At 71.9% G+C, this 23,802-nt stretch carries 22 protein-coding genes; 14 read left to right on the top strand and 8 right to left on the bottom strand.

Translation table 11 applies throughout. The features are described 5' to 3' along the window. The first annotated feature begins 1 nt into the window (after window position 1). From JXZ78_RS10150 to JXZ78_RS10140, 3 genes are all read left to right on the top strand, one after another. A complete protein-coding gene (locus JXZ78_RS10150) occupies window positions 2–979 on the top strand; it encodes an NAD(P)H-quinone oxidoreductase (RefSeq protein ID WP_030017787.1) in 978 nt (325 codons plus the stop codon). 306 nt (window positions 980–1,285) lie between these two features. Beyond that, the gene (locus JXZ78_RS10145) at window positions 1,286–2,140 is read left to right on the top strand and encodes a hypothetical protein (RefSeq protein ID WP_238782804.1); all 855 of its coding nucleotides are present in this window, start codon (window positions 1,286–1,288) and stop codon (window positions 2,138–2,140) included. A 352-nt stretch (window positions 2,141–2,492) separates the two neighbouring features. Beyond that, window positions 2,493–3,059 carry a bacterial proteasome activator family protein gene (locus tag JXZ78_RS10140; RefSeq protein WP_030017882.1) on the top strand — a complete coding sequence of 189 codons (567 nt, stop codon included), beginning with the start codon at window positions 2,493–2,495 and terminating at the stop codon, window positions 3,057–3,059. 97 nt (window positions 3,060–3,156) lie between these two features. Here the strand turns inward: JXZ78_RS10140 and JXZ78_RS10135 are convergent, their stop codons facing one another. Then, window positions 3,157–5,034: a Stk1 family PASTA domain-containing Ser/Thr kinase gene (locus tag JXZ78_RS10135; protein ID WP_030017881.1), complete on the bottom strand. Its 1,878-nt coding sequence runs from the start codon at window positions 5,032–5,034 to the stop codon at window positions 3,157–3,159. A gap of 492 nt (window positions 5,035–5,526) precedes the next feature. On the opposite strand from JXZ78_RS10135, the gene JXZ78_RS10130 reads away from it, so the two are divergent. Next, a complete protein-coding gene (locus JXZ78_RS10130; protein ID WP_030017880.1) occupies window positions 5,527–7,179 on the top strand; it encodes a protein kinase domain-containing protein in 1,653 nt (550 codons plus the stop codon). A gap of 149 nt (window positions 7,180–7,328) precedes the next feature. On the opposite strand, the gene JXZ78_RS10125 is transcribed toward JXZ78_RS10130, so the two are convergent. The 3 genes from JXZ78_RS10125 to JXZ78_RS10115 form a co-directional block, all read right to left on the bottom strand. After that, window positions 7,329–8,369, bottom strand: coding sequence for a phosphotransferase (locus JXZ78_RS10125; RefSeq protein ID WP_030017879.1), 1,041 nt, complete (start codon window positions 8,367–8,369; stop codon window positions 7,329–7,331). Between the two features lie 23 nt (window positions 8,370–8,392). Next, window positions 8,393–8,809, bottom strand: a complete 417-nt coding sequence (locus JXZ78_RS10120) for a pyridoxamine 5'-phosphate oxidase family protein (protein WP_030017878.1) — start codon at window positions 8,807–8,809, stop codon at window positions 8,393–8,395. Between the two features lie 237 nt (window positions 8,810–9,046). Next, complete coding sequence (locus JXZ78_RS10115) at window positions 9,047–9,706, bottom strand: response regulator (protein ID WP_030017877.1); 660 nt, start codon at window positions 9,704–9,706, stop codon at window positions 9,047–9,049. Window positions 9,707–10,058: 352 nt separating this feature from the next. Here JXZ78_RS10115 and pdhA point away from each other — a divergent pair, with 352 nt between their 5' ends. Genes pdhA through JXZ78_RS10100 form a run of 3 tightly spaced genes read left to right on the top strand, consistent with a single transcriptional unit; the run spans window position 10,059 to window position 13,732 of the window. Continuing rightward, window positions 10,059–11,249, top strand: a complete 1,191-nt coding sequence (gene pdhA / locus JXZ78_RS10110; protein WP_030017876.1) for a pyruvate dehydrogenase (acetyl-transferring) E1 component subunit alpha — start codon at window positions 10,059–10,061, stop codon at window positions 11,247–11,249. Window positions 11,250–11,251: 2 nt separating this feature from the next. Then, on the top strand, window positions 11,252–12,235 hold the full coding sequence (locus tag JXZ78_RS10105; RefSeq protein ID WP_030017873.1) for an alpha-ketoacid dehydrogenase subunit beta: 984 nt from the start codon (window positions 11,252–11,254) through the stop codon (window positions 12,233–12,235). Between the two features lie 21 nt (window positions 12,236–12,256). Next, entirely contained in the window at window positions 12,257–13,732 is a 1,476-nt protein-coding gene (locus tag JXZ78_RS10100) for a dihydrolipoamide acetyltransferase family protein (RefSeq protein WP_030017872.1), read from the top strand. Window positions 13,733–13,864: 132 nt separating this feature from the next. On the opposite strand, the gene JXZ78_RS10095 is transcribed toward JXZ78_RS10100, so the two are convergent. Together JXZ78_RS10095 and JXZ78_RS10090 are read right to left on the bottom strand one after the other, a co-directional pair. After that, entirely contained in the window at window positions 13,865–14,041 is a 177-nt protein-coding gene (locus tag JXZ78_RS10095) for a hypothetical protein (protein ID WP_167745383.1), read from the bottom strand. Between the two features lie 231 nt (window positions 14,042–14,272). Then, on the bottom strand, window positions 14,273–14,683 hold the full coding sequence (locus tag JXZ78_RS10090) for a GNAT family N-acetyltransferase (RefSeq protein ID WP_030017871.1): 411 nt from the start codon (window positions 14,681–14,683) through the stop codon (window positions 14,273–14,275). Between the two features lie 170 nt (window positions 14,684–14,853). Here JXZ78_RS10090 and JXZ78_RS10085 point away from each other — a divergent pair, with 170 nt between their 5' ends. Further along, the gene (locus tag JXZ78_RS10085) at window positions 14,854–15,699 is read left to right on the top strand and encodes a GNAT family N-acetyltransferase (RefSeq protein ID WP_030017870.1); all 846 of its coding nucleotides are present in this window, start codon (window positions 14,854–14,856) and stop codon (window positions 15,697–15,699) included. Here the strand turns inward: JXZ78_RS10085 and JXZ78_RS10080 are convergent. Beyond that, on the bottom strand, window positions 15,662–16,111 hold the full coding sequence (locus JXZ78_RS10080; RefSeq protein ID WP_033037086.1) for an ATP-binding protein: 450 nt from the start codon (window positions 16,109–16,111) through the stop codon (window positions 15,662–15,664). The genes JXZ78_RS10085 and JXZ78_RS10080 overlap by 38 nt on opposite strands. A 158-nt stretch (window positions 16,112–16,269) precedes the next feature. Here JXZ78_RS10080 and JXZ78_RS10075 point away from each other — a divergent pair, with 158 nt between their 5' ends. Together JXZ78_RS10075 and JXZ78_RS10070 are read left to right on the top strand one after the other, a co-directional pair. Continuing rightward, a complete protein-coding gene (locus JXZ78_RS10075; protein WP_030017868.1) occupies window positions 16,270–17,148 on the top strand; it encodes a helix-turn-helix domain-containing protein in 879 nt (292 codons plus the stop codon). A 5-nt stretch (window positions 17,149–17,153) separates the two neighbouring features. Beyond that, the gene (locus JXZ78_RS10070) at window positions 17,154–17,366 is read left to right on the top strand and encodes a DUF397 domain-containing protein (protein ID WP_030017867.1); all 213 of its coding nucleotides are present in this window, start codon (window positions 17,154–17,156) and stop codon (window positions 17,364–17,366) included. Window positions 17,367–17,827: 461 nt separating this feature from the next. Here the strand turns inward: JXZ78_RS10070 and JXZ78_RS10065 are convergent, their stop codons facing one another. Beyond that, window positions 17,828–18,583: a TetR/AcrR family transcriptional regulator gene (locus JXZ78_RS10065; protein ID WP_050502059.1), complete on the bottom strand. Its 756-nt coding sequence runs from the start codon at window positions 18,581–18,583 to the stop codon at window positions 17,828–17,830. Window positions 18,584–18,764: 181 nt separating this feature from the next. Here JXZ78_RS10065 and JXZ78_RS10060 point away from each other — a divergent pair, with 181 nt between their 5' ends. The 4 genes from JXZ78_RS10060 (at window position 18,765) to JXZ78_RS10045 (ending at window position 23,744) form a co-directional block, all read left to right on the top strand. After that, the gene (locus tag JXZ78_RS10060; RefSeq protein ID WP_030017865.1) at window positions 18,765–19,748 is read left to right on the top strand and encodes an NAD-dependent epimerase/dehydratase family protein; all 984 of its coding nucleotides are present in this window, start codon (window positions 18,765–18,767) and stop codon (window positions 19,746–19,748) included. A gap of 200 nt (window positions 19,749–19,948) precedes the next feature. After that, window positions 19,949–20,272, top strand: a complete 324-nt coding sequence (locus JXZ78_RS10055) for a hypothetical protein (RefSeq protein WP_030017864.1) — start codon at window positions 19,949–19,951, stop codon at window positions 20,270–20,272. Between the two features lie 226 nt (window positions 20,273–20,498). Then, complete coding sequence (locus tag JXZ78_RS10050; protein WP_030017861.1) at window positions 20,499–21,935, top strand: UDP-glucose dehydrogenase family protein; 1,437 nt, start codon at window positions 20,499–20,501, stop codon at window positions 21,933–21,935. 132 nt (window positions 21,936–22,067) lie between these two features. Continuing rightward, window positions 22,068–23,744, top strand: coding sequence for an MFS transporter (locus tag JXZ78_RS10045; RefSeq protein ID WP_238782803.1), 1,677 nt, complete (start codon window positions 22,068–22,070; stop codon window positions 23,742–23,744). Window positions 23,745–23,802: the final 58 nt, after the last annotated feature.

Below are 23,802 nucleotides of genomic sequence, written 5' to 3'. Positions count from 1 at the left end.
CATGCGTGCGATCACCATTCCCGAACCCGGCGGTCCCGACGCCCTCGTATGGGCGGAGGTGCCCGACTCGCAACCGTCCGAGGGAGAGGTCCTGGTCGAGGTGGCGGCCACGGCTGTCAACCGCGCCGATCTCCTCCAGCGCCAGGGCTTCTACGATCCGCCGCCCGGCGCGCCCCCGTACCCCGGCCTGGAGTGTGCCGGGCGCGTCAAGGCCCTCGGCCCGGGGGTCAGCGGCTGGTCGGTCGGCGACGAGGTGTGCGCGCTGCTGGCGGGCGGCGGGTACGCGGAGCAGGTCGTCGTCCCCGCGGGCCAGCTGATGCCCGTACCGAAGGGCCTCGGCATGGCCGCCGCCGCGGCGTTGCCCGAGGTGACGTGCACCGTTTGGTCCAATGTGTTCATGATCGCGCACTTGCGGCCCGGTGAGACGCTGCTCGTGCACGGCGGCTCCAGCGGGATCGGCACGATGGCGATCCAGCTCGCCAAGGCCGTCGGCGCCCGGGTCGCGGTCACCGCGGGCAGCGCCGACAAGCTGGCCCGCTGCGCCGAACTGGGCGCCGACATCCTGGTCAACTACCGGGACCAGGACTTCGTCGAGGAGGTGCGCAAGGCCACCGACGGCAAGGGCGCGGACGTCATCCTGGACATCATGGGCGCCAAGTACCTCGATCCGAACGTCAAGGCGCTGGCCACCAACGGGCGGCTCGCGATCATCGGCCTCCAGGGCGGCGCCAAGGGCGAGTTGAACCTCGGCGCGCTGCTGACCAAGCGCGGTGCCGTCACCGCCACCTCGCTGCGCGGGCGTCCGCTGGCCGAGAAGGCGTCGATCGTCGCGGCGGTACGTGAACACGTGTGGCCGCTGATCGAGAACGGCCAGGTCAAGCCGATCGTGGACCGTACGCTGCCGATCGCGGAGGCCCCCGAGGCCCACCGGGTCGTGGACGCGAGCGGCCATGTGGGCAAGGTCGTCCTGACGGTCTGAGCCCACCGCCTCCGGGGCCGTCCGGCGGTCTGAGCCCGCCGGCTGCCGGGGCCGTCCGACGTTCTGAGCCCGCCGCCTCCCGGGCCGTCCGACGGTCTGGTCCCACCGCCTCCCGGGCCACGCCACCACCCCCTGGCCGTACGCCCGATACGTCCGAGATGCCGCTGGCCACCCTCCGTGTGACGCTGAGGAGATCAGGCGACGACTCCGCAGGCCCGGGAGGTCATGGGCGTGACTTCGGAACGCGTGACCCCGGGCCCGGTGGCGCCGGAACCTGTAATTCCGGTATGTGCGGCTCCGGAATGCGTGGCTCCGAAACCCGTGGCCGTGACGCTGCGGCAGCAGCGGCGGCCCCGCCCTCACCGCCCTCACCACTCCCGCCTCCATCTGGCCGCCGGCCTGCTGCTCTGCACCGCCGCGCTGCTGCCCCTTCCCCACGCGACCGCCACCGCGTCAGCAGCCACGGCAGCGGCCATGGCGGCGGAGGCCGTCCTCGACGGCGGTGACACCTCCGGCCGTAGCCAGGCCCCCGATACGGGTCCGAGCACTCCCGCCCCCACCCGCAGCCCCAGCCATCACCACCACCCCCACCCCCACAGCACCCCCCGTCCCCACCCCACCCAGCACCCCACCCCCGACCCGCTGGCCGCGCTCGACCAGGCCAACCCGCTGAGCCCCCTTCTCCCGGTCCCGCTCGGCCCCCTTTTCGGTTCCGGTGCGGGACCCGCCCGCCCGGCCCTGCCGTCGGAGCCGTACCCGTCCATCCCGGACGCCGCTTCCTCGGCCGGGGGCGCGGGCGCTCCGGACGGCCGTGCCTCCCGGTCCCCGTCCCCCGCTGCCACCTCACAACGCTCTGGAACGGCCTCTCCCGCCCCCGCGGCCACCCGGCGGGGTGATCTGGCCGGACGGCTCGCCCATCGCCCCTACGTGCCCCTGCCGCCTCTCCAGGCCCCCGCTCCGACGGCGTCCGCCGTCCGGTCGCACGGCCCCTCCCGCTACGCGCCCGGCGCGGTGCCCGGCGCCGCCTCCCCCGCGTCCCGGGCCCCGTACGCCGATTCCGGGCCGGGCAGCGGCGTGCACCGGGTCCTGCCGCTGGGCGCCGGCATGGCCCTGACCGGCCTCGGCCTCGGCTTCATCGCCCTGCGCCTGAGACGCTCCTGACCACGCCCCCCACGGCCCCGGCCCGAAACCCGGCCCGAAGCCCTCCCCGGACCTATCCCGAAGCCCTTCCCGGGCCTATCCCAAAGCCCTCCCCGGGCCTATCCCAAAGCCCTCCCCGGTCCTCTCCCCGAAGCCCTCCCCGGACCTCTCCCCAAAGCCCACCCCCAACCTCTCTCCAGCACCCACCCGGCCCCTCCCGAAAGCCCACCCGGGCCCCTCCCGAAAGCCCACCCGGCCCCCTCCCCGAGCCCCGCCCCGAACCTCTCCCCAAAGCCCACCCGCCCCCAGAGGTTGGATCATCTTTCTCCCAGGGCACAACCGTTCCTAGTCAGCTGTACGAGAGAATGGCGGCATGGATATGCCGATGAACGAACGGTCGCAGGAGAGCCCGCACGTCCTGGTGGTCGGCCCGGACGGAATGGCTCTCGGCAGTGCCGGCTCCGGTGGCGGGGACGGCGACGACGAGTCCCGCGAGGTTCCCGTGACGGACATGGTCGAACAGCCCGCAAAGGTCATGCGCATCGGCAGCATGATCAAGCAGCTTCTCGAAGAGGTGAAGGCGGCGCCGCTGGACGAGGCGAGCCGGGTGCGCCTCAAGGAGATCCACTCCAGCTCGGTCAAGGAGCTGGAGGACGGCCTGGCGCCCGAGCTGGTCGAGGAGCTGGAGCGGCTGTCCTTGCCGTTCACCGACGACTCGGTGCCCACGGACGCGGAACTGCGGATCGCGCAGGCCCAGTTGGTCGGCTGGCTGGAAGGGCTGTTCCACGGCATCCAGACCGCGCTGTTCGCCCAGCAGATGGCGGCCCGCGCCCAGTTGGAGCAGATGCGCCGCGCGCTGCCGCCCGGTGCGGTGCCGGCCGACGACATGGAACAGTCCAGCCCCGGTCAGGGGGGCGCCCGCTCGGGCCCGTACCTCTGATCCGTTCGAAAGGGCCCGCCGCGCACCCCGCGCGCCGGGCCCTTCCGCTGTCCCGATGGACGCGCGGGCGAGCCGGTTGTACGGACCGCCCCCGCCCCTACGAACGCTTCCCCGTGGACACGGTCAGGTGAATCTTCTCGCCGCCCTTGGGGTCCCACAGATTGCTCGGGGACTGGCTGACGACGGTGTTCTTGCCGTAGATGGAGCTGCTGCGCTCGGAGATCTCGTACGACCAGCCGGCCGCGTCCATGCACTGCTTCACCGAGGTCAGGTTCTTGCCGTAGAAGGACGGCAGGAAGATCTTGCCCTTCTGGCTGTAGCTCTTGGTCGGGTCGGTGCAGCGCGTGGTGGAGATCGTGGCCGTCGGGTCCTCGGGCTTGACCGAGGGGGACGGCGAGTAGGTGTACGGGCTGGTGCGGCGCGTGTTCGTGTTCTCGCTGCCGCCGCTCAGGCCGATGCCGATGGCGATCGCGGTGACCACGACCACGCCGATGATGGCGGAGACGACGATCACCGGGGTGTTGCCACGGCCGCCGGAACGGTTGCCGCCCGGCCGCTGGCCGACCGGTGCGGGCGTCGGCGCGGGGGTCGACGGGCCCGCGTACGGCGGCGGGGTCTGGAAGCCGCTGTTGAACGGAGCCGGACCCTGAGCCGGGATCGGCCCCGGCGTCCCGATCGGCCCCTGCGACGGCATCGGCCCCTGCGTCGGAACCGGCCCTTGCGACGGCATCGGCCCCTGTGACGGAACCGGCCCCTGAGCCCCCATCGGCCCCGAAGCCCCCATCGGCCCCGGACCCGGAATCGGCCCCGGATAACCACTGACCGGCGGCGTCGCCGCCGCCGACGGCCCGAACCCCTGCCCCCCGGCCGCCGACGGGCCGGGCCCCATCCGCGGGCCGGTCTGCGGCGCGGCCTGCGTCGGCTGGTACGGCGTCTGGACGCTCGGCGGGACCGGGGTGTGCGGTCCGGCGGCGTTCGGGGAGGCGGTCGGGAAGACCGCGGAGGCCACCGAGGCGCCGCTGGTGCGGGCGCGCGGGCCCTCGCTGATGATCAGCGGCGTGGCGCCGGACTGGCCCGAACCGGCGACGCGCAGGCACTCGTCCCGCATCGCCTCGGCGGTCGGGAACCGCTCGTTGGGGTTCTTCTTCAGCGCGCGGGCGACCAGCGCGTCCACGGCGGGCGGCAGCGACCGGTTGATGCCGGACGGGACCGGCGGCTCCTCCTGGACGTGCGCGTACGCGATGGCCAGCGGGGAGTCCGCGTCGAAGGGGAGCCGGCCGGTCAGCAGCTCGAAGAGCATGATGCCGACCGAGTACAGGTCGGAGCGGGCGTCCACGCCGCGGCCCAGGGCCTGCTCGGGCGAGAGGTACTGCGGGGTGCCGACGACCATGCCGGTCTGCGTCATGGAGGTGACCCCGGACTGCATGGCGCGGGCGATGCCGAAGTCCATGACCTTGACGACGCCGCGCTTGTTCAGCATGACGTTGCCGGGCTTGATGTCCCGGTGGACCAGGCCCATCTCGTGGCTGGCCTCCAGGGCGGCCAGCACATCGGCGGTGATCTTCAGGGCCTTCTCGGTGGGCATCGCGCCGTGCCGGGCGATGTCGTCGTCCAGGTCGGAGCGGAGCGGCCGGCCCGCCACGTACTCCATGACGATGTACGGCACCACGCCGCCGTCCCCGGCGCCGGAGGCGCTGTCGGACAGCGTGTCCTCGCCGGAATCGAACACCGAGACGATGTTGGTGTGCGTGAGCTTCGCCACGGACTGGGCCTCGCGCCGGAAGCGTTCGCGGAACGCCTGCTCGCGGCCGAGCTCGGTGTGCAGCGTCTTGATCGCGACCTCGCGGTCCAGGACGCTGTCGTACGCGAGGTGTACGGACGCCATGCCGCCGGCGCCCAGAAGATCACGGAGCTGGTAGCGTCCCCCGCCGACCGAACGGCCCTCGTACCCGTCCTGAGCGCCGTCCTGGCTCATGGTTCCGCTTCCCCCTTGGCGCGCTGTTCCCGCGCACGTGTTGCGGCGCGCCGCGCCTCGTGGCTCTTGCCGTGCCCGTCCGTGCCGCCCTGTGTGACCTGTTGACGTGCACAGACGTTACTCAACGTGTGGGCCCCCGGTACCTGCGGCAGGTGGTGGGCCCGCGGCACGTGCGCCTGCGGACGTGCCGAGATCAGTATGGGTTGTACCGGGATCGTGGCCGAATCCCAGCCCAGTGTCCACCAGGGCGCGGACACGTCAAGCTGTGTGCCCGTTCCGTGACCGGATGCGCAAGATCCCATTACGGTCCCGGACCGTCCGGACCGCCGATCGGCGTGCGACCGCCCGGGGTTAACTTGCGACAATGGGGCCGGAGAAGGTGTGATGACCGGTCCATCACGGGACCGGCGGGTGCCGCGGAGCCTGTAGCGTGCTCTAGCGAAGACCGAGACCTTACCGCTGTGATGCGGATCGATACGACGGCGAGGACCGATGGCACCGACGCAGAGCCCCCAGGGCCCGTCCGATCCTGATGCCACCGGCTCCCACTCTCCTGATGCAAATCCTTCCGATGCACCGGAGATGTGGGGCAATGGCGGTTTGGTGGGCGACGGACGCTACCGGCTCACGCACCGGCTCGGCCGTGGCGGCATGGCGGAGGTGTTCGCCGCCGAGGACGTGCGCCTCGGCCGCACCGTCGCCGTCAAGCTGCTGCGCGCCGACCTCGCGGAGGACCCGGTCTCCAAGGCCCGCTTCACCCGTGAGGCACAGTCCGTCGCGGGGCTGAACCACCACGCGGTGGTGGCGGTGTACGACTCCGGCGAGGACTACGTCGGCGGCACCACCGTGCCGTACATCGTCATGGAACTGGTCGAGGGACGCACCATCCGCGACCTGCTGCTGAACGCGGACGCCCCGCCGCCGGACCAGGCGCTGATCATCGTCTCCGGGGTGCTGGAGGCGCTGGCCTACAGCCACCAGCACGGCATCGTGCACCGTGACATCAAGCCCGCGAACGTGATCATCACGCACGGCGGCGCGGTCAAGGTGATGGACTTCGGCATCGCCCGCGCGCTGCACGGCGCGCAGTCGACGATGACCCAGACCGGCATGGTCATGGGCACGCCGCAGTACCTCTCGCCCGAGCAGGCCCTCGGCAAGACCGTGGACACCCGCTCCGACCTGTACGCGACCGGCTGCCTGCTGTACGAACTGCTGGCCCTGCGTCCCCCGTTCACCGGCGAGACCCCGCTGTCGGTCGTCTACCAGCACGTCCAGGACATCCCGGTGCCGCCGTCCGAGGTCGCCGGGGCGGTCCCGCCGGAGCTGGACGGCCTGGTCATGCGCTCGCTGGCCAAGGACCCGGACGACCGTTTCCAGACCGCGGAGGAGATGCGCGGGCTGGTCCAGTACGCCCTGCAGATGCTGCACGAGCAGGGCGGCCACTCCGGTACGTGGAACACCGGCCCGGTCGCCGTGCACGGCGGCGGGCACACCCCGGCCCTGGGGTCGGCCGCCGCCACCACGGCGCTGCCGCACCCGGACCACGGGCAGACCACGGCCCAGCCGATCCTGCCCCCCGGCATGCGGGACGGCGACGGCGGCTACGAGGGCGGGCACCGGCCCGCCAAGGGCGGCCGCGGCAAGATCTGGCTGATCGCGGCGCTCGCGGTGATCGCCATCGCGGTCGGTGTGGCCATCGCGCTGCAGAAGACGGCCGGTGACGGGAAGAAGGACACGAAGCCGACCCCGAGCCCGTCGGTCTCCCAGAGCTCGGAGCAGAAGCCCTCCGACGAGCCGTCCGACGAGCCGACCAACACGTACTCGGAGCCGGGCAGCTCGGGCGGCAACTCGCACACGTACAACCCGCCGACGACGCGCTACCCGAGCACGCCGCGCACCTCCAGGCCGCCCAGCTCGCCGCCGCCGTCGAGCAACCCTCCGACGGCGACGCCGAGCGGCAAGCCGACCAACGGCGGCACCACCCAGGGCAACACGAGCAGCGGTGCCAACGGCGGCAACGGCGGGGACTCCAACGGCAACACGTCGAACGGCAACACGAGCAGCGGCAACACGAACGCCGGGACGACCGCGGGCAGCGGCCCGGGCGGCAGCGGCGCCGTCGGCGACCTGGACGGGAACTGACCGCCTGGCCACCGACCGGCGGTCGGCGGCCGCCTGACCACCCCTCAGCGCCCGCACCACCACCGCTCAGCCCCTCGTCCGTACTCAGCGGGCGGCCGGATCACCGGCCGCCCGCTGAGTCGTCCCCGGCCCCTCGCTCCCCGGCCCCGTCACTCGGTGAAAGCCCCCCGCACCGCCGCGTACTCCCGCGTCCACCACACCGCCAGCGCGGCCGCCGCCGGGAACTGCGGGTCGGCCCGCCGGTCGCCGAGCCGGTAGCGCCAGTCGAGCATCCAGAAGTCGTTGAGGCGCTCCCACCACACCCGGTGCACGGCGGCGGCCAGTTCCGCCGCTCCGGCGCCCGAGGCGCGGCGGTAGGCGCCCGCGTAGGCCCGTACCTTCGGCAGGTCGAGGGTGCCGGCGGGCTGGACGAAGAAGATGGCCGCGGCCCGTACGGCCTCCTCGGCGCGGGGCTGCACGCCCAGCCGGTCCCAGTCGACGATGGCGGCGGGCTCGGCACCCCGGTAGAGCAGGTTGAGCGGGTGGAAGTCGCCGTGGACCCAGCCGGCGGCCGGTACCTGCGCCGCCGCCGGCCGCCGGTGCGCCTCCCGTTCCAGCAGCGTCCGGCGCTCCAGCAGGCGGTGTTCGGCGAGTTCGTCGAAGCTGCTGCGCGGGCGGGTCCGGCGGGCGAGCGCGAGCAGTTCGCCGATCATCTCGAAGGTCCGTGCCGGGTCGGCGCCCGGATGCTCGTACGGGGTACGGGGGCCCGCCGGATCGCGCGTTATGACCTGCTCCAGCGCGGTGTGCACATGGCCCAGCAGGGCGCCCAGGCGGCGCGACTGGAGCCGGGTGAGGGCGGCGCCGTCGCGGTGGCGGCCCTCGACCCACGGGTGCAGCGCGTAGCACCGGCCGCCGAGGACCGTGACCGTGCGGCCGTCCGCGTCGGCGAGCGGCGGGGCGACCGGCAGGCCGAGCGCGCCCAGGCGGCGCGTGGCGCGGTGCTGGCGGGCGATGGCGGCCTGGTCGCCGTCGAGGTGGTGTTTGAGGAAGTAGCGGCCGTGGGTGGTGGCGAGGCGGTAACCGCGGTTGAGCAGCCCCTCGGCGACCGGCTCGCACGTCAACGGCTCCCCGGCGCCGTAACGGCGCAGCAGGGAGCCGAGGGTGTGTCCGTCGGGCGTGGTCACCGTCCGGACATCGGATGAGCGCAGCACGCGCCAGATGTTAGATCACCGCGTCACGCTGAGTGGGCGTAACGGAACAGAGGGACATCACAGAGGTAGTGGACCTTGACAAACTCCGGTTCTATGCGGAGGAAAACCGGGTCGAAGGGCTCTCCGTCGGCCAGCCGCGGCGTGGGTCCGAACAGTTCGAACTCGGCCGGCGTGGGCGCGATGGCCCGGGCGGTGCCGGTGAACTGGACGGACCAGGTGTCGTTGGCGCCGGAATTCACGTTGTCGGCCTCGTAGGCGACGACGTTGCCGTCCAGGGCGCGGTGGTAGCCGTGGCCGCGGTGCAGCCGCAGCAGCAGCCGGCCGTCGGTCACGACATGCCGCGTGACGGCGGTGAAGGGCAGCGCCCGCTGGCTGGCCGACACCCGTCCGTAAGGGACGCGGTTCAGCAGCTCGATGGCGTGGAGGTCGTCGGTGGGCATGGCTACACCCTGCCGTGCCGGTGCGTACGAAAGTAGGGGCACCCGCCCTGGTGGAAACGGGACGTTGGTCCTGAATCGTGCGGCAATTCTCTGCTTCGGTGCTGTTTTAGGAGGTCAGAGCGGTTACGGGCGCCGAATTTTTCCTACTCTTGAACGTTCACCCACGTCCGCCCGTATGCCGTCACGTCCACCGCATACATTTCGCACACGGAAAAACCCCAGGATTTTCACGCGGCGCTACTGCCGCTCCGCCTGCATCCGCGCCACATAGGCAGCCGCCTGCGACCGGCGCTCCATGCCCATCTTGGAGAGCAGGCTGGAGACGTAGTTCTTGATCGTCTTCTCGGCGAGATGCAGCCGCTCGCCGATCACCCGGTTGGTCAGCCCCTCGCCGATCAGGTCGAGGATCTTGCGCTCCTGCTCGGTCAGGCCGGCCAGCCGCTGGTCGCCGCGCGGATTGTTGCCGTCGCGCAGGCGTTCCAGTACGCGGGCGGTGGCCACCGGGTCCAGCAGCGACTTGCCGGCCGCCACGTCCCGTACGGCGGTCAGCAGCTCGTTGCCGCGGATCGCCTTGAGCACGTACCCGGACGCACCCGCCATGATGGCGTCGAAGAGAGCTTCGTCGTCCGCGAAAGACGTGAGCATCAGGCATTTGATCGACTCGTCCTGGGAACGGATCTCCCGGCAGACCTCCACACCGCTGCCGTCCGGCAGCCGGACGTCCAGCACGGCCACGTCCGGACGCGTCGCAGGGATCCTGACCAGGGCATCTGCGGCGGTACCGGCCTCACCGACCACCTCGATGTCCGCCTCCACCGAGAGCATCTCGTGGACGCCGCGCCGTACGACCTCGTGGTCGTCGAGCAGGAATACCGTGATTTTTCCGTCGTCGCGCACACGATCAGTCTCACACACCAACTCTTCCCGTGCTCCAGGTCACCGATATAACGTGCCGTTGTCCCGGCGGACTGCAACGCTGTGAACAGGGGATTGCCGACTGGTCGGCGCGCATGCTCGGAAATCCAAGCAAAATACTTGGAACCCCAAGCAAAGTCGCAGGTCAGGGCCCCTTTCGCCTAGGCTCCGGAAGTAGGGCACAACGCCCCTTCCGGCAGGCCGTGGCCGGGGCACCTTGTTCCACCCGGGCCGCGCCGTGCCGCACACACCCCGTGCGCCGTATCGGATACCGGGTGAGCCGCAATACGGCCACCGGCGGACCCCGGGGGCCGGACAGACGGAGGAGCAGCACGTGACCGTGGAGAGCACTGCCGCGCGGAAGAACACCCGCGGTGGCGGCAAGCGCACCACCGCAAAGAAGGCGTCACCCGCCAAGGCGAAGGCGGCCGCCCCGGCCCCTGCCGAGGCGGAGCAGGATCAGCTGGTACAGCTGCTGACCCCCGAGGGCAAGCGCGTCGAGCACCCCGAGTACGCGATCGACCTCTCGGACGGGGAACTGCGCGGGCTGTACCGGGACATGGTCCTCACGCGGCGCTTCGACGCCGAGGCGACCACCCTCCAGCGCCAGGGTGAGCTGGGCCTGTGGGCCTCGCTGCTGGGCCAGGAGGCCGCCCAGATCGGCTCCGGGCGCGCGCTGCGCGACGACGACTACGTCTTCCCGACCTACCGGGAGCACGGGGTCGCCTGGTGCCGTGGCGTGGACCCGACGAACCTGCTGGGCATGTTCCGCGGCGTGAACAACGGCGGCTGGGACCCCAACAGCAACAACTTCCACCTGTACACGATCGTGATCGGCTCCCAGGCGCTGCACGCGACCGGCTACGCCATGGGCGTCCAGAAGGACGGCGCCGACTCGGCGGTCATCGCGTACTTCGGTGACGGCGCCTCCAGCCAGGGCGACGTGGCCGAGTCCTTCACCTTCTCCGCGGTCTACAACGCCCCCGTGGTGTTCTTCTGCCAGAACAACCAGTGGGCGATCTCCGAGCCCACCGAGAAGCAGACCCGCGTCCCGCTCTACCAGCGCGCCCGCGGCTACGGCTTCCCCGGTGTCCGGGTGGACGGCAACGACGTCCTGGCCTGCCTGGCGGTGACCAGGGCGGCCCTGGAGCGGGCCCGCGCGGGCGAGGGCCCGACCCTGGTCGAGGCGTTCACGTACCGGATGGGCGCCCACACCACCTCCGACGACCCGACGCGCTACCGCGCCGACGAGGAGCGCGAGGCGTGGGAGGCCAAGGACCCGATCCTGCGGCTGCGCACCTACCTGGAGACCGAGGGCATCGCCGACCAGGCCTACCTGGACTCCGTCGAGGAGGAGAGCGAGACGCTGGGCAAGCGGGTGCGCGAGGTGGTGCGCACGATGCCCGACCCGGACACCATGGCCATTTTTGAGAACGTGTACGCCGACGGACACGCGCTCGTAGACGAGGAGCGCGCGCAGTTCGCCGCGTACCAGGCGTCGTTCGCGGACGCGGAGGAGAACTGACCATGGCTGTCTTCGAGAAGATCACGCTGTCCAAGGCGATCAACGCCTCGCTGCGCGCCTCCATGGAGGCCGACCCCAAGGTCCTGATCATGGGCGAGGACGTCGGCAAGCTCGGCGGCGTCTTCCGCGTCACCGACGGGCTGCAGAAGGACTTCGGCGAGGAGCGGGTGATCGACACGCCGCTCGCCGAGTCCGGCATCGTCGGCACCGCCATCGGCATGGCGCTGCGCGGCTACCGGCCCGTGGTGGAGATCCAGTTCGACGGTTTCGTCTTCCCCGCGTACGACCAGATCGTCACCCAGCTCGCCAAGATGCACGCCCGCGCCCTCGGCAAGATCAAGATGCCGGTCGTCATCCGTATCCCCTACGGCGGCGGCATCGGCGCGGTCGAGCACCACTCCGAGTCGCCCGAGGCCCTCTTCGCGCACGTCGCGGGCCTCAAGTGCGTCTCGCCCTCGAACGCCTCGGACGCGTACTGGATGATGCGTCAGGCCATCGAGAGCGACGACCCGGTCATCTACTTCGAGCCCAAGCGCCGCTACCACGACAAGGGCCGCCTGGACACCGAGGCGATCCCCGACCCGCTGCACGCGGCGCGGGTGGCGCAGGCCGGTACGGACGTGACGCTGGCCGCGTACGGCCCGATGGTCAAGGTCTGCCTGGACGCCGCCAAGGTCGCCGCCGAGGAGGGCAAGTCGGTCGAGGTCCTGGACCTGCGCTCGATCTCGCCCATGGACTTCGACGCGATCCAGGCCTCCGTGGAGAAGACCCGGCGGCTGGTCGTCGTCCACGAGGCACCGGTCTTCCTCGGTTCGGGCTCGGAGATCGCCGCCCGCATCACCGAGCGGTGCTTCTACCACCTGGAGGCGCCGGTGCTGCGGGTGGGCGGCTTCCACTCGCCGTACCCGCCGTCCAGGCTGGAGGACGAATACCTGCCGGGACTCGACCGGGTGCTCGACGCGGTCGACCGCGCGCTGGCGTACTGAAGGGCTTGAGGAGTAGTGACCATGACCGCAGCCGAACAGCGCTTCCGCGAGTTCAAGATGCCCGACGTGGGCGAGGGACTCACCGAGGCCGAAATCCTCAAGTGGTACGTGAAGCCGGGTGACACCGTCACCGACGGGCAGGTCATCTGCGAGGTGGAGACCGCCAAGGCCGCCGTGGAGCTGCCCTGCCCGTACGAGGGCGTGGTGCACGCGGTGCACTTCGAGGAGGGCGCCACGGTCGACGTGGGCACCTCGATCATCGCCGTGGACACCGACCCGGGCGCCGGCCCGGCCGAGGCACCCGCCCCGGCCGCCGCTGCCGGGCCCGCTCCGGCCGCCGACGAGGAGGACGCCGAGCCGCAGGGCCGGCAGGCCGTCCTCGTCGGGTACGGCGCGGCCCCCTCGTCCACCAAGCGGCGGGCGCGCAAGCCGCAGCCGGGCGCACCGGAGCGGGAACCGGCCGCCGCGGCGCTCCAGGCGGAGCTGAACGGCCACGCCGCGGTGTCGGCCCCGGCCGCCCCGGCCCCCGCCACTCCTGCCACTCCGGCACCTCCGGCCCCCTCCGCCCCGGCTGCCGTCCCCGCGGCCGGGCGGCCGCTGGCCAAGCCCCCGGTCCGCAAGCTGGCCAAGGACCTCGGCATCGACCTGGCCACGGTCACCCCGACCGGCCCGGACGGCGTCATCACCCGCGAGGACGTGCACGCGGCGGCGGCCCCCGCACCTGCCGCCGAGGCCCCGGCCGCGGCGGCGGCCCCGGCCGCCACCGCTCCCTCCCCGGGCTCCGAGGCGGTACGCGCCCGGGAGACCCGTGTCCCGATCAAGGGCGTACGCAAGGCCACCGCGCAGGCGATGGTCAACAGCGCCTTCACCGCGCCGCACGTCACGGAGTTCATCACCGTCGACGTGACCCGCACGATGAAGCTCGTCCAGGAGCTGAAGCAGGACCCCGACATGGCGGGCCTGCGCGTCAACCCGCTGCTGCTCGTGGCCAAGGCGCTGCTGGTCGCCATCAAGCGCAACCCCGAGATCAGCGCGGCCTGGGACGAGGAGAACCAGGAGATCGTCCGCAAGCACTACGTGAACCTGGGCATCGCCGCGGCCACCCCCCGCGGCCTGATCGTCCCGAACATCAAGGACGCGGACGCCAAGACCCTGCCGCAGCTGGCCGCCGCGCTCGGCGAGCTGGTCACCACGGCGCGCGAGGGCAAGACGGCGCCCGGTGACATGGCGGGCGGCACGGTCACCATCACCAACGTGGGCGTCTTCGGCGTCGACACCGGCACCCCGATCCTCAACCCCGGGGAGCCGGCGATCCTCGCCTTCGGCGCGGTCAAGCTCCAGCCCTGGGTCCACAAGGGAAAGGTCAAGCCCCGCCAGGTCACCACGCTGGCGCTCTCCTTCGACCACCGGCTGGTCGACGGCGAGCTGGGCTCCAAGGTCCTCGCGGACATCGCGGCGATCCTGGAGCAGCCCAAGCGGCTGATCACCTGGGCCTGACGGGGCACGGCCCGGGCCCCGGCCCCGGCCTCCGCACCACGTGAGGGCGGGCCCGGTACGACATGAGGGCGGGCCCGGAGGCAACCGAAACGGTTCGCCTCCGGGCCCGCCCTGTCAGCGTCCTGGCGTGCCTCAGCCCCGGATGATCTCGACGGCGCGGCTGAGGTGCCCCACGGGCCCGCCCGGCGCCGCTCCGTCGGCCTGCGCCGCGCCCTTCGTCAGCGCGACACCGCCCCACAGCACGGCCACGAGCAGCGCGACCATGACGGTGGTCCGAGCACGTCGGCCGGCGTTCGTCCTGGACTGCATGGTGGTCTCCCCTTGCGTACGGTTCGGAGCCTGACTTCCAGCCCCTCCCTTCCATTACGTCACGGGATTCCGCCCATGTCGTACGCGTCAGGTACAGACTCACGTCAGCCTTAAGTCGGACACCGGCCGGGCCCCGGATACATCCTTCGGCAGATTGCGGACCTACCGACCGGCCGCACCGGGCCAGGGGCGTCGGCCGCGCCTCGCCCCGGACATCGGCCGCACCGGGCCTCAGGTGCCCAGGCCGGGGAGGGTCCAGGCGGAGTCGTGGCGGGAGAAGCCTATGTGCGGGTAGTAGTCGACTGCGCCCGGCGCCGAGAGCAGGATCAGCTTGGCGCGGGGGGCCGCTTCCCGGGTGACGCGGACGAGTTCGCGGCCGACCCCCTGGCCCTGGAACGCGACGTCGACGGCCAGGTCGCTGAGGTACGTGGCGTAGGCGCCGTCGGTCATCGAGCGGGCGATGCCGATGAGGCGCCCGTCCTCGGTACGGGCGGTGACGACGAGGTTCGCGCCGGCCAGCATCTGCGTGAACCGCTCCACGTCGTCCACCGGGCGGCGCTCGGCGAGCGTGGACGCGCGGTAGAGGGCCGAGGCCTCCTCGACGTCCAGACCGGCGCCGACGACCTGCTCACACTTCCACATAAGGGTGCGACTCCTTCGTTTCTTGCTCGGGGCCTGGCCGGAGCGGCAAGTCCCGCCCCCGGCCGGAGGGTTCAGCGTGGCCTGCGGGCCGGTCACGATCAACCACCGTCCGGCGGCCGCCGCCTCAAAAGAAGTTGCCGCCCCCGCCCTCCCCGCCTACCGTCGACCGGATGAGCAGCCCGACGATCATCCGCCCCTACCGCCCGGCGGACGAGCCCGCCGTCATGGACCTGTGGTCCCGCGCCGTACGCCGGGCCCACCCGTTCATCGAGGACGAGGGGACGGGGGAGCGCGCCCGCGAGGTCCGCGAGGTGTACCTCGTGCAGGCCGACAACTGGGTGGCTGAAGACCGTCAGAACGGCACCGTACTGGGCCTTCTCGGCCTCCTGGGCTCCGAGATCGGCGGCCTCTTCGTCGCCCCCGAGGCGCAGGGCCGCGGCATCGGCGCCCAGCTCCTCGAACACGCCGCGGCTCTCCACGGCGCCCTCACCCTCGGAGTCTTCGCCCGCAACGAGACGGCCCGCGCGTTCTACGCCCACCTGGGCTTCACGGAACGCGACCGCCGCACGGACGAGGCCACCGGCGAGGAAGTGATCACCCTGGGCCGCCCGGCGCCCCTGCGCTCCGTGGGCTGGCTGCACGTGCGCGACGGCCGCCTGCTCAGCGTCCGTACGCGCGGCAACGACACGTTCTACCTGCCCGGCGGCAAGTACGAACCGGGGGAGACCGCCCCCGAGGCCCTCTCTCGCGAACTCTCCGAAGAAATCGGCCTGTCCGTACCCGCGGGCGACCTCTGTGAAGCCTTCACCATCCACGCCACGGCCCACGGCGCGAACGCCGGCCGCCCCCTGCACATGACGTGCTTCACCGGCGGCCCCCAGGACATCGCCCCCGCGCCCGGCCGCGAGATCGCCGAGTACGCCTGGTTCGACCGCCAGGAGGCGCGGGAGCGCTGCGCGCCGGCTCACATGCGGGTGGTCAACCGCCTGATCGCGCAGGGCCGCATGACCGCCTGACGGTGCTTGCCCGGACTCCCAGTTCCACCTCCGCCCACACCGTCTTGCCGACCGTACGGGGCTCGATCCCCCACCGGTCGGCGAGACCGCCCACCAATACGAGTCCGTGCCCGGAGGTGGAGGCCACCCCGCGCCTCCTCCGCGGCACCCGCTCTCCACGCGGATCACTGACCTCGATCCGCAGCAGGCTGGGCCCCATCACCAGCCGCACCCGGAAGAGCCGCCCCCGCAGCGACCCGTGCAGCAGCGCGTTGGTGGCCAGCTCCGAAACGATCAGCGCCGCGTCCCCGGCGGCTTCCGCCTGCCCCCACTCCGCCACCAGCCGCGCCGCCCGCCGCCGGGCGAGGGAGACGCTGCGGGCGGTGGGGGTGTAGTCGAGCTTGTCTTCGTGGACGAGTTGGGAAACGGGCATGGCTGATCGCCTCCGTCTTGGGGCCAACTGCGTGCTCAGGCAGCGCGCTTGGTGAGCGACTGTAGGGGCAATCAGCCCTAGGACCCACATCCCCGGGAATATATTCCCCGTACGGGTGAAGGTCGTCGACGGGACCGTCCGGCGCGCGCCAGACTGACCTGGTGAACCGTTCAGAGCAGGGAAACCGGGTCTCGACCGTGCTGGGGCGGCGGCTCGGAGGGCAGCTCTTGCAGCTCCGCGACGCGGCGGGCAAGACGCAGCAGGAAGCCGCCCAAGTCCTCAGCGCGACAGCCACGAAGGTCGTCAAGATGGAACGCGGCTGGGTCCCTGTCAGAGACCCTGACATCCAAGCGCTGTGCACGTTTTACGGGCTGGAGGACACGGAAGCGGTGAGTGCGCTTCTGAGCCTTGCTCGGCTGGATCGGGAGCGGCGTAAGGCGAAGGGGTGGTGGAACGACTACCCCGCCCTCCGGGACATGATGGAGTGCGTGGCGTTGGAGGACGTTGCCAGTAGCGTGCGCACTTGGCAGCAGGCCGTTGTGCCGGGCGTCTTGCAGACGGCTGATTACGCGCGGGCCGTCGCCATGGGCAATGGGGCGTGGGAGGACCCGGCGGAGGTGGAACCGTTCGTAGAGTCTCGAATGGCACGACAGGGCCGGCTCGTCGGCGAATCGCCGCTGCAATTGCGGGCAGTACTCCACGAAAGCGTACTGCGACAACTCGTCGGTGACCGGACGGTGATGCGGGCCCAGCTCGGGCACTTGCTGGAGCAGGCGGAGCGGCCGAACATCAGGTTGCAGGTACTCCCCAGCTCGGCTGGTGCCCACCCGGGCATGAACTGCTCTTTCTCGATCGTCTCGTTCGACGGTCCGGGGGCCGTGGACGTGGTGCACATGGATACGAGCTCGGCTAATGTCTGGCTGGAAAGCGAGTCCGACGCCATGCATCACCGAGTCATCTTCGACCGCATCACGCGCTGCGGCCTCGCCCAGCACAGTTCGGCAGCGCTGATCGCCAGCATCCGCAAGGAGATGTAGCTCTCGTGTCCGACTTCGCCTTCGTAAAGTCCAGTCACAGCGGCGGCAACCCGGGACAGGATTGTGTCGAGGTCGCGACCAACGTGCCCGCCGTCGTAGCCGTCCGCGACTCGAAGAACCCGTCGGGACGCACCTTGCTCTTCGCCGACCGCGAATGGCTCGCCTTCCGTTCCGCCGTGGTCGACGGGCAGATACGCGCGGCCTCGCTCACCGCGTAACCCCTTCCTCCCCGCCGCGCAGCGTCACCGCTGCCGCGCCGAGCAGGGCCAGGAGCAGGATGACGGCCATGGAGAGCTGGCCGTGCATGCCGAGGACGAAGACGGTGCGGTCGGTGAACTCCGGGTCGTACGTGGCGGTGCCGCTTCGCCTCGATGACGGTCGCCCACTTGAGCTGGAAGCCCTTGATGGGCTCGAACGACCCTGCCTCCGTGGCCCTGGTGAACTGCACGTCGCGGTCGGCCGGCATCTCGGGCACCTGGGCGGGGGCGACCCGGGAAAGCGCAGTGCGCAGGCTGGGGAAGGACAGGTCCGGGCGGGGAACCAGTTCCTCGGGCTGTTCTCCGGGTCGGGCACTCATGCCGCTGCCCTCTCCTTCGTACCGGGTACCGGCCGGGGGCGCCGTGCTCGCGCATCCTGGGGCGGCAGGCGGGTGCGTGCTGCTGAAGCGAGTCGACGGAGCTCACAGTCGACGGGCACGGCTCTCCGGGCAGGCGTCGGGAGAGAGCCCCACCGCGTCGGCCAGTGCCCCGATTTCGAGGGCGAGGAGCGTCGCGGAATCATGGCCCATGCCCTGGAAGCTGCCCTGGACTTCGAGGCTGACGATGCCGTGCATACGGGACCAGGCGAGCACGGAGGCCGCGAGCGCGGGGACCGGGTCGTCGGCGGCGGGGGCGTGGGTGGCGACCCACTCGGCGACCGCGGGGATGCTCTCCACCCAGGCGCGCACCTCGGCGTACAGCGGCTCGGCGGCCGGCCACGGCGTGCCCTCGACCAGAACGGCCAGGAACGGGCCCATGACGGCGCGGGCGCTGTCCGTGGTGCGGGCGGGGGCCTCGTACGTTGCCGCGGGGGTGCCCGCGAGCAGCAGGTAGCGGTGCGGCTGGGCGAGGGCCCAGTCGCGGTACGCGTGGGCGAGGGCGAGCAGCCGGTCGCGCGGTGACCGGTCGGCGGCCCGGTGCGCGGCCGTGCGGATGGCCTCGGCGGCGTCCTCGTACCCGTCACTGATCAGTGCGGTGAGCAGGTCGTCGCGGTTGCGGAAGTACTTGTAGAGGGCGGGCCCCGACATGCCGAGGGTCTTGGCGATGGCGTTGATGCTCAGCGCCTCGATGCCGCCTTCCGCGATCTGCGCCAGCGCGGCCTGCTTGATCTCCTGCTGGAGCTGGGCCCGGTAGCGCTGGCGCGGGGTTCGGGGGGTGTCGGGTGTGGTCGGCGGCATGGGGCGGCTCCAGAAGGCGGGCAGGACGGCAGGGTCTTCGGTGTGTACGGAGGCAGGGTATCGAGTCTAGTTTTGGTTAGAGGTTATAGCTATAGTGAGTAGGGAAAGCGCGTGACGCCGTGGTGCGGCGTTCCGTGTTCCTTCGCGCTTCTTCATGCTTCTTCGAGGTCAGGGGTCTCTCATGTCCGCAGCCACGCCGTCCGCCCCGCTGCACGTCGTCCTCGGCACCGGTCCGGCCGGCACCACACTGGCCGAGGAACTGCTCCGGCAGGGCTGCCGCGTACGGACCGTCGACCGCTCGGGCCGGGGCGGACTGCCAGGTGCGGAGAACGTCGCCGCCGACCTGGGGTCACCGGCCGCCGCACGGGAGGCGGTGTCCGGGGCCGCGGTGGTCTATCACTGCGTCAACGTGGGCTACGAGCTTCAGGTGGAGGTGATGCCCGCCCTCCAGAAGGTCATCGTGGACGCCACGGCGGCGGCCGGTGCCCGGCTGGTGGTGATGGACACCCTCTACCCGTACGGTCCGTCCGGCGGCGCGCCGCTGACCGAGGACTCCCCGTGGCGGGCCACCTCCCGCAAGGGACGGATGCGGGCCGAGCTGGACAGGGCGTACCTGGCGGCCCACGACGCGGGCCGGCTGCCGGTCGTCCTGGGCCGCGCCGCCGACTTCTACGGGCCGCGCGTCCTCAATTCGACGCTGGGCGCCACGGCCTTCCCGGCGGCTCTGACCGGCGGCACGGTCCTGGCCTTCGGCGACCTGGACCTGCCGCACAGCTTCACGTACATCGCGGACGTCGCCCGCGGCCTGGCCCGCCTCGGCCAGGAGCCGGACGCGTACGGGCGGGCCTGGCACCTGCCGACGGCCCCGGCCCCCACGGTGCGCGAGGTACTGGCGCTCGTCCGGGAGCGCGCCGGAGTCCCGTTCGAGACGGAGGTACTGGCGGAAGCGCGACCCTGGGGGCCGTTCGACGAGGTGTTCATGGCGGAGTACGCCGAGCTGTTCTACCAGCACACCGAGGCGCAGGCGATGGTCTCGGACGCGTTCGAGCGCCGCTTCGGCATGACACCGACCCCGCTGCCCGACGGGATCGGCGCGACGGTGGACTGGTACCGGGGCCGGCTCGCGGAGCAGCAGGGGGCGGGGGCGGAGGGCGGTACGGCCTGAGGGCCGGGCCCACGCCTTTTCGCCGGGCAGTGTGCTGCTCGGCCCCGTGAGAAATTTCAGCGGATACCTCAACTCCCGCTGTGGGACAATGATCAAGTGCCCGCGCGGAAATACGCCGGGCCGGTCGTCCGCGTGATTGGCGCGGGTGAGTTTCATTGCGTACGCCCGGCACCACCGGGCGGAAACGGGGTTCACGGGGAATGCGGGTTTCAGGAAAGCGCGGCCGGGCGGCCGGAATTGCGGCCACCGCGGTGTTCGTCGGCGGCATGCTGCTCGGTACGGCCTCGCCCGCCAGTGCCAAGTCCAACGACTACGCGTGCGGCAACTGGAAGAGCGGCAAGCACAAGTGGACCGCGAGCTGCATCGTCTGGAGCGGCAAGGCGCGCGCCGAGACCGAGTGCTGGAACAAGAAGCGGAAGACCTACGCCAAGAACGGCGCCTGGGTCGGCCGTGGCTCGTGGTCGTTCGGCGGCGACTGCGGCAAGGACAAGCTGGTGTCGGTCGGCACGAACTGGAAGCGCTGAAACGAAGCGCTGACCCGAAGCGCTGAAACGAAGCGCTGAAACGAGAGGGCGTCCGGGGCGGTTCCACCGCCGCCCCGGGCGCCCTTTCCGCTACGGAGGCGGGCTCCGACTGCGCCTTCGCACCGCACCCCGCACACTGGCAGCAATTGCCTCGTCGCGCGGCAATAATCCGCCGTTCCGGGGGCGCGGCGAATCAAATCAGCAGGACCGAAGGGGCTGATTTGTGATGCGAGTAGCGGTCGTAGGACAGGGATATGTGGGCTTGACCGGCGCGGTCGCCCTCGCCCACCAGGGTCATCACGTCACCGGGGTCGAGCAGGACCCGGACCGGCTGCGCGTCCTGGACGCCGGCCGGGCGCCGGTCTTCGAGCCCGGACTGCCGGAGCAGCTGGCGGCCGCCCAGGCCACCGGGCGGCTCCACTTCTCCGGCTCCGTCACCGAAAGCCACCGGCGGGCACCGTTCGACATCGTGCTCGTCACGGTCGGCACGCCGCCCGCCTCCGACGGGTCCGCCGACCTGACACAGGTCACCTCCGTACTGGACGAGGTCCTGCAACTGCTGCCCGCGCCCTGCGTGGTGCTGAAGTCCACCGTGCCGCCCGGCACCAGCGCCGTGCTCGCCGAGACGTACCCCGGACTGCGGGAACGCTTCGCGTACAACCCCGAGTTCCTGAACCAGGGCAGCGCGCTGGAGGACTGGTCGGTGCCCGCCCGTATCGTGGCCGGCACCTGGGGCGAGGCCGGCCTGCGGGCGCTGCGCGAGCTGTACGAGGGGATCGCGGCGCCGTGGGTCGAGACCACGCCGTCCGGCGCCGAAATGATCAAGTACGCCAGCAACGCCTTCCTCGCCACGAAGATCAGCTTCGCGAACGAGGTGGCCGGCATGTGCTGCGGCCCGGACATCGACGTCGACCACGTGATGCAGGGCGTCGGCTTCGACCCCCGGATCGGCCACGCCTTCCTCCAGCCCGGCCTCGGCTACGGCGACTCCTGCCTGCCCAAGGACACCAACGCGCTGGCCCACTGGGCGAGCACCGCGGGCCTGCCGACCCCGCTGCTGCGCGCCACCATCGCCGTCAACGACGCCCAGTTCGGGCTGGCCGTCCAGCTGCTGCGCACCGAACTCGGCGACGGACCCGCCGGCGGCCTGGCGGACGCGGAGATCGCGGTGCTCGGCGTACGGTACGAGCCCTGGAGCGACGACCTGCGCGCGGCGCCCAGCCGTACGGTGGTCCCGGCGCTGCTCGGCCAGGGCGCGCGCGTACGGGTGTGGGACCCGGGCACCGACACGGACGCCATCGGGGCGCTCTTCCCCGGCGCCCGCCCGGCGGCCGGCCTGACGGAGGCGGTCGAGGGCGCGCACGCCGTCGTGGTGCTCACCGAGTGGCCGCAGGCGATCGAGGCGGACTGGCGGGCCCTGGCCGCCCTGCTGTACGAACCGCGGCTGGTCATCGACGGGAAGAACTGCCTGAGCCCCGAGCAGATGGCCGCCCTGCCCGTCCGTTACCGCAGCATCGGCACCCGGCTGCCCGCCTCGGCCGGCAACGGCAGATCCGGCCCGGCGGCCGGTGCCCGCGGCGCGGAACCGGCACCGGGGGTCGCGGTCCGCGGCCGCCCTCCGGAGCCGCCGCCTCCTTCCCCGGAACCGCCCTCCCTTCCGTAACCACCCTTCCTCCCGGAACCGCCCCCTCTCCCAGACCGGTGAATCTCGGGACGTAAGGGACCGTTCCAGAACGTCGCGGGTACGGACACAGGGACACAGCGGTCGGTGCCCACGGCGAGGAGAGCGTTTCCGGTGAATCAGCCACCCGTGCTGGACGAGCCGCCCCCGGACGAAGCGCCGCCGGAGGCGGCCCGTCCGGAACCGTCGGCGTGGGCCCCGATGCGCCGCCGGATGTTCCGGGCGCTGTGGATCGCCCAGCTCGCCGCCAACATGGGCACCTGGATGCAGACCGTCGGCGCCCAGTGGCTGATGGGCGACCTCGGCGGCGGCCCGCTGGAGGTCGCCCTCGTCCAGACCGCCACCACCCTGCCGGTCTTCGCGCTGGTGGTGCCCGCCGGAGCGCTCGGCGACATCCTCGACCAGCGGCGGCTGCTCCTCGGCGGGCAGCTGCTGATGTTCATCGGGGCGGCCGGCCTGTCCGCCGTCACCGCCGCCGACGAGGCGACCCCGGCCTCGCTGCTCTGGCTCACCGCCCTGATGGGCGTCGGCGAGGCCTTCTGCATCTCCTCCTTCCAGTCCATCCAGCCCGAACTGGTCACCAAGGACGAGATCCCCCAGGCGGCCCTCCTCAACAGCGCCAACGGCAACGTCGCGCGCGCCGCCGGACCGGCCCTCGGCGGCCTGCTCATCTCCGCCGCGGGCCCGGCCGCCACCTTCGGGATCAACGCCCTGTCCTTCCTGGGCGTCATGGTCGTCCTGTACGCCTGGCGACGGCCCGCCACCCACCGGCCGCTGGGCTCGGAACACGTACGCGGCGCGATCCGCGCGGGCGCCCGGTACGTCCGCAGGGCTCCGGAGTTCGGTGCCGTACTCGGCCGCTCCGGGCTGTTCATGCTCTTCGCGGGCGGGCTGTGGGCGCTGCTCCCGGCCATCGCCCGCGGCCCGCTGGGCATGAGCGCGGGCGGCTACGGGCTGCTGCTCGGCTGTGTCGGGGTGGGCGCGGTGGGCGGCGCGCTGGCGCTGCCCGCGGTACGGCCCCGTACGACGACGAACGGCCTGGTCACCGTCGCGATGATCCTCTACGCGGTCACCATGGCCGTGATCGGACTGGTGACCTCGTCGCTCGTCGCCGCCGTCGCGCTGATCATCTCGGGGCTGGCCTGGGTGGCGGTGCTGTCCACCCTCTCCGCCTCCGCCCAGATCCTGCTGCCCGTCTGGGCGCGCACCCGCGCGCTCGCCTACTACCAGCTGGTCTTCATGGGCGGCCAGGCGGTGGGCGGGGTGGGCTGGGGGCTGGTGGCCGACTGGTTCGGCGTACAGAGCGCGTTCGTGATCGCGGGCGTCGGGCTGGCGCTGACCACGGTGGTCGGCATGCGGACGATGCCGATGCCCGCGGGCCACATCGACATGGAACACGTCCAGCACTGGCCCGAGACGGAGAGCATGCAGACGCCGGGCCGCAACATCGGGCCCGTCATGGTCATCGTGGAGTGGCGGGTGGACCGGCCGGACGCGGAGGCTTTTATCCGAGCCATGCGGCCGGTCGGCCAGGCCCGGCGGCGGACCGGCGCCACGATGTGGGGCCTGTACGAGGACATGGACGATCCGACGCTGTTCCTCGAAACGTTCACCGTCGTCTCCGAGCGGGAACACCTGCGCCAGCACCTGGAACGCGGGACCAAGGAGGACCAGGAGCTGGAGCTCCGGGCGCGCGGCCTGACCCGCCCTGGGAGCGCTCCCCGCGTACGGCACCTGATCTGGGCGTACGCCCTGGACCGCGACGAGGAGCTGACGGCGCACGAGCACTGAGCGCCCTCTGCGCCCCCACCCGGCCCTCTGCGCCCCAGCCCCGCTCCCTGCGCCCCGG

Origin of the sequence: Streptomyces monomycini (genome assembly GCF_022271435.1) — a bacterium.
Taxonomy (GTDB): Bacteria; Actinomycetota; Actinomycetes; order Streptomycetales; family Streptomycetaceae; genus Streptomyces; species Streptomyces monomycini.
This window is presented reverse-complemented; position numbering and strand designations above follow the sequence as displayed.

What these genes read in the sequence shown, in the direction of transcription:
- JXZ78_RS10150 (WP_030017787.1), top strand. Translation starts at nt 2, where the DNA reads ATGCGTGCGATCACCATTCCCGAACCCGGCGGTCCCGACGCCCTCGTA.
- JXZ78_RS10140 (WP_030017882.1), top strand. Translation starts at nt 2,493, where the DNA reads ATGGATATGCCGATGAACGAACGGTCGCAGGAGAGCCCGCACGTCCTG.
- JXZ78_RS10135 (WP_030017881.1), bottom strand. Translation starts at nt 5,034, where the DNA reads ATGAGCCAGGACGGCGCTCAGGACGGGTACGAGGGCCGTTCGGTCGGC.
- JXZ78_RS10130 (WP_030017880.1), top strand. Translation starts at nt 5,527, where the DNA reads ATGGCACCGACGCAGAGCCCCCAGGGCCCGTCCGATCCTGATGCCACC.
- JXZ78_RS10120 (WP_030017878.1), bottom strand. Translation starts at nt 8,809, where the DNA reads ATGCCCACCGACGACCTCCACGCCATCGAGCTGCTGAACCGCGTCCCT.
- JXZ78_RS10105 (WP_030017873.1), top strand. Translation starts at nt 11,252, where the DNA reads ATGGCTGTCTTCGAGAAGATCACGCTGTCCAAGGCGATCAACGCCTCG.
- JXZ78_RS10100 (WP_030017872.1), top strand. Translation starts at nt 12,257, where the DNA reads ATGACCGCAGCCGAACAGCGCTTCCGCGAGTTCAAGATGCCCGACGTG.
- JXZ78_RS10095 (WP_167745383.1), bottom strand. Translation starts at nt 14,041, where the DNA reads ATGCAGTCCAGGACGAACGCCGGCCGACGTGCTCGGACCACCGTCATG.
- JXZ78_RS10090 (WP_030017871.1), bottom strand. Translation starts at nt 14,683, where the DNA reads ATGTGGAAGTGTGAGCAGGTCGTCGGCGCCGGTCTGGACGTCGAGGAG.
- JXZ78_RS10085 (WP_030017870.1), top strand. Translation starts at nt 14,854, where the DNA reads ATGAGCAGCCCGACGATCATCCGCCCCTACCGCCCGGCGGACGAGCCC.
- JXZ78_RS10080 (WP_033037086.1), bottom strand. Translation starts at nt 16,111, where the DNA reads ATGCCCGTTTCCCAACTCGTCCACGAAGACAAGCTCGACTACACCCCC.
- JXZ78_RS10065 (WP_050502059.1), bottom strand. Translation starts at nt 18,583, where the DNA reads ATGCCGCCGACCACACCCGACACCCCCCGAACCCCGCGCCAGCGCTAC.
- JXZ78_RS10060 (WP_030017865.1), top strand. Translation starts at nt 18,765, where the DNA reads ATGTCCGCAGCCACGCCGTCCGCCCCGCTGCACGTCGTCCTCGGCACC.
- JXZ78_RS10055 (WP_030017864.1), top strand. Translation starts at nt 19,949, where the DNA reads ATGCGGGTTTCAGGAAAGCGCGGCCGGGCGGCCGGAATTGCGGCCACC.
- JXZ78_RS10050 (WP_030017861.1), top strand. Translation starts at nt 20,499, where the DNA reads ATGCGAGTAGCGGTCGTAGGACAGGGATATGTGGGCTTGACCGGCGCG.